At 63.3% G+C, this 3,612-nt stretch carries 3 protein-coding genes; 2 read left to right on the top strand and 1 reads right to left on the bottom strand.

Features of this window, described 5'->3' with window-relative positions; translation table 11 throughout:
- Window positions 1-413 (top strand): type VI secretion system baseplate subunit TssG (locus EPO09_RS16210; RefSeq protein WP_290644460.1); only part of this gene is annotated, 413 nt, incomplete at its 5' end.
- Between the two features lie 64 nt (window positions 414-477).
- Window positions 478-3,303 (top strand): type VI secretion system ATPase TssH, encoded by a 2,826-nt coding sequence (gene tssH, locus EPO09_RS16205; RefSeq protein WP_290644458.1) that lies wholly within the window; start codon window positions 478-480, stop codon window positions 3,301-3,303.
- Window positions 3,304-3,316: 13 nt separating this feature from the next.
- On the opposite strand, the gene EPO09_RS16200 is transcribed toward tssH, so the two are convergent.
- Window positions 3,317-3,526 (bottom strand): oxidoreductase-like domain-containing protein, encoded by a 210-nt coding sequence (locus EPO09_RS16200; RefSeq protein ID WP_290644456.1) that lies wholly within the window; start codon window positions 3,524-3,526, stop codon window positions 3,317-3,319.
- Window positions 3,527-3,612 lie beyond the last annotated feature (86 nt).

Here is a 3,612-nt window from a genome sequence, read left to right as displayed (position 1 = left end):
ACCAGATACCCGCGTCAGGGCGCGCCTATCTGGGCATGACCGGGGCGGTCAGGCAGGGTGGGGCACCCATCCATGGCGTACTGGGGCGCTCGGCCATGCTGGGGGAGCGTGTGTGGCAGCGCGATCTGCGCATGCGCGTGGTGCTCGGGCCTTTGCCGCATACCAAGTTTCGGCGTTTCCTGCCTGGTGGCAAGGGCGCGCTGGCGCTCAAGGAGTTGCTCACCATGCTCGGTGGCATCAGCCTGGAGTACGAAATCAACCTGCAACTGCAGCGTGACGATGTGCAAGGTTGCGCGCTGGATTCCTCTCGCCCGGATTCGGCATTCCGCCTGGGTTGGGACACCTTCTTGCAGACCCGATCCGCCAATGAAGACCGCGTTGACGTGCGCTATGACATTCATGCCGCAGCCTGAGTGAAGCCTGTTTGCTGAGCGGTCCATCCATCACCATAAAAACATATTTGAAGCTGTCATCACCATGAGCCAGAACCTCAAGACCCTGATCTCCAAGCTCAACGACACCACACGTCGCGCGGCCGAACGTGCCGCCAGCCTGTGCATGGCACGAGGCCATTACGAGGTGGATCTCGAGCATTTCATGCTGGCGTTGCTGGAGCAGCCTCAAAGCGACCTGACCGTGCTGTGTCAGCGCTTTGCTGTCTCCAGCACCGAATTGCAGCGCGACCTGGAAGCCGAACTGAGCCGCTTCAAGACGGGCAACAGCCGCACGCCTGTGTTTTCCAGCCACCTGCCTGTGTTGCTGGAGCACGCCTGGCTGATCGCCTCGCTGGAGTCGCACACGGCGCGGATCCGTGGTGCGCACATCGTGCTGGCCATGTTGACCGAGCCCACGCTGAGCCAGTTGGCGATGCGTTCGTCCAAGCTGTTCGCGCGCTTCAAGCTCGATGAACTCAAGCACAAGATGAGCGAGGTGACGCGCGGTTCCGAAGAGGCTGCGCAAGCGCTGCGCGATGCCGATGCGCCTGCTGAAGGCGATGAGTTGCAGGCTGACGAGGCCAGCGCCGGCAACAGCCTGACTGGCAAGACACCCGCGCTGGATCAGTTCACCACCAATCTGACCCAGCGCGCTTTGGACGGCAAGGTGGACCCGGTGATCGGCCGTGATACCGAGATCCGCCAGGCCATCGACATCCTGATGCGCCGCCGCCAGAACAACCCCATCCTGACGGGCGAAGCAGGCGTGGGCAAGACGGCTGTGGTGGAAGGCCTGGCCCTGCGCGTGGCACAAGGCGATGTGCCGACACCGTTGCAAGGCGTGGCCATCCACGTGCTGGACATGGGCCTGTTGCAGGCTGGCGCGTCGGTCAAAGGCGAGTTTGAAAACCGCCTGAAGAACGTGATCGACGAGGTCAAGAAGAGCCCGCATCCGATCATTCTGTTCATTGACGAGGCCCACACCATGATCGGTGCAGGTGGTCAGGCTGGCCAGAACGATGCGGCCAACTTGCTCAAGCCGGCACTGGCTCGTGGCGAGTTGCGCACCATTGCCGCCACCACCTGGGGCGAATACAAGAAGTATTTTGAGAAGGACGCTGCGCTGGCCCGTCGTTTCCAGGTGATCAAGGTGGAGGAGCCTTCCGAAGAGCTGGCCTGCGCGATGCTGCGCGGCATGGCGCCTTTGATGGAAAAGCACTTTGGCGTGCGTCTGTTTGACGAAGCCATTGCCGAGGCCGTGCGCCTGTCTGCCCGCTACATCAGTGGCCGTCAGTTGCCCGACAAGGCCGTGAGCGTGCTGGACACGGCTTGCGCGAAGGTGGCCTTGGGCCAGAGCGCCACGCCGGCGCGTATCGAAGACGCGCGCAAGCGGCTGGAGCGCATGGACGCTGAATCTGCGGCCTTGAAGCGCGAGGCTGCGGCGGGTGCTCGCCATGGTGATCGCCTGGATGCCTTGAAGGTCGAGCGTGATGCGATTGCGGCGACTTTGAAGTCCGATGAAGAGCGTTGGACTTTTGAGCAGCAACTGGTCAACGATATCCGTGAACTGCGGACCAGGCTGGAGCATCAGGCCGGTGGCTTGTCTAGCGCTGAAGCGGAAATGGGCTCGGGCGTGGGCGTGGGCGTGGCAGCATCAGCGGGCGAAGGTGCCAGCTCAGGCGCTGGCAGTTCGGCTGCCAACAGCAGCAAGCCCAAGGGCAAGAAGGGCGCCATCGTGCACGCCAGCCCTGATCACGAGCTGCTGGCCATGAAGCAGGCCGAGCTGGCCGCCTTGCAAGGTGAGGCGCCGCTGGTGCCCATGCAGGTAGATGGCCATGTGGTGGCCGAGATCGTGGCCGCCTGGACGGGCATCCCGCTGGGCAAGATGGTCAAGGACGAGATCAAGACCGTGCGCAATCTGCAAGCCACCTTGCAAGAGCGTGTGATCGGTCAGGACCACGCGCTGGCCGCGATCGCCCAACGTGTGCGAACGGCCCGTGCTGGCCTGGAAGATCCCAACAAGCCCAAGGGCGTGTTCCTGTTCGTTGGACCTTCCGGTGTGGGCAAGACCGAGACTGCACTGGCCCTGGCCGACATCCTCTACGGTGGCGAGCGCAACCTGATCACGATCAACATGAGCGAGTACCAGGAGGCGCACAGCGTCAGCGGCTTGAAGGGCTCGCCTCCCGGCTATGTGGGCTACGGCGAAGGCGGTGTGCTGACCGAGGCCGTGCGCCGCAAGCCTTACAGCGTGGTGCTGCTCGACGAGGTCGAGAAGGCTCACCCCGATGTGCTGGAGATGTTCTTCCAGGTGTTCGACAAGGGCATGATGGACGATGCCGAAGGCCGCGAGATCGACTTCCGCAATACCGTCATCATCCTCACGTCGAACGCCGGCTCGCAAGGCATCATGCAGGCCTGCTTCAAGCATGACGAAGAAGCCGGTGGTACGGTGATGAAGTCAGCCAAGGAATTGCCCGAGGCCGATGAGCTGGCCGAGGTTCTGCGCCCCACGCTGTACAAGACCTTCAAGCCTGCCTTCATTGGCCGCACGAAGGTCGTGCCTTACTACCCTCTGAGCGACGATGTGCTGGCCAGCGTGATCACGCTCAAGCTGGACCGCATCGCCGCGCGCGTGATGGCCAATCACCAGGCCGTGCTGGAGTACGACGACGCCCTGGTCGATACCGTGCTGGCCCGTTGCACCGAAGTGGACACCGGCGCCCGTGCCGTGGACCACATCCTCAACGGCAGCCTGCTGCCCGAGGTGGCTGACAGCGTGCTGGCGCGCATGGCCGAAGGTCAGCCCATCAGCAAGATCAAGGTCAGCGCCGGCAAGAACGGCGAGTTCAAGTTCAAGGTCAGCTGATCTCGGTCAGGCCTCAATCGCTGAGGATCAGCAAGGCCTCGTCCCGCCAGTAGGTGGCGGCGGCGTAGAAGCCCTCCCAGACGCAGCCGTTGCAACCTCTGCCGCAGCAGGTGGTGGGCTCGTCAGGGGGCTGACGCAGGCTCAGGCCTTGGGCAAGGGCGCGGGCCTGCAGGGCTTCGAACATGGCGCGCACGGCGTTGAGGTCGGTCAAAGGAAAGTCCATCTTCGGGCGGGCCTGGGGCAGAAAAGGCGTGTGGCGTCTTGCAAACCCTGCATCTTAGCGATGCGGGCCGTGGCATAGTCCCCGTG

It is taken from the genome of Aquabacterium sp. (assembly GCF_004297345.1).
In the GTDB taxonomy this organism is placed as follows: domain Bacteria; phylum Pseudomonadota; class Gammaproteobacteria; order Burkholderiales; family Burkholderiaceae_C; genus Aquabacterium.
This window is presented reverse-complemented; position numbering and strand designations above follow the sequence as displayed.

Bases quoted from the DNA above. Each gene is read 5' to 3' on its own strand.
- tssH (WP_290644458.1), top strand. From the start codon at position 478: ATGAGCCAGAACCTCAAGACCCTGATCTCCAAGCTCAACGACACCACA.
- EPO09_RS16200 (WP_290644456.1), bottom strand. From the start codon at position 3,526: ATGGACTTTCCTTTGACCGACCTCAACGCCGTGCGCGCCATGTTCGAA.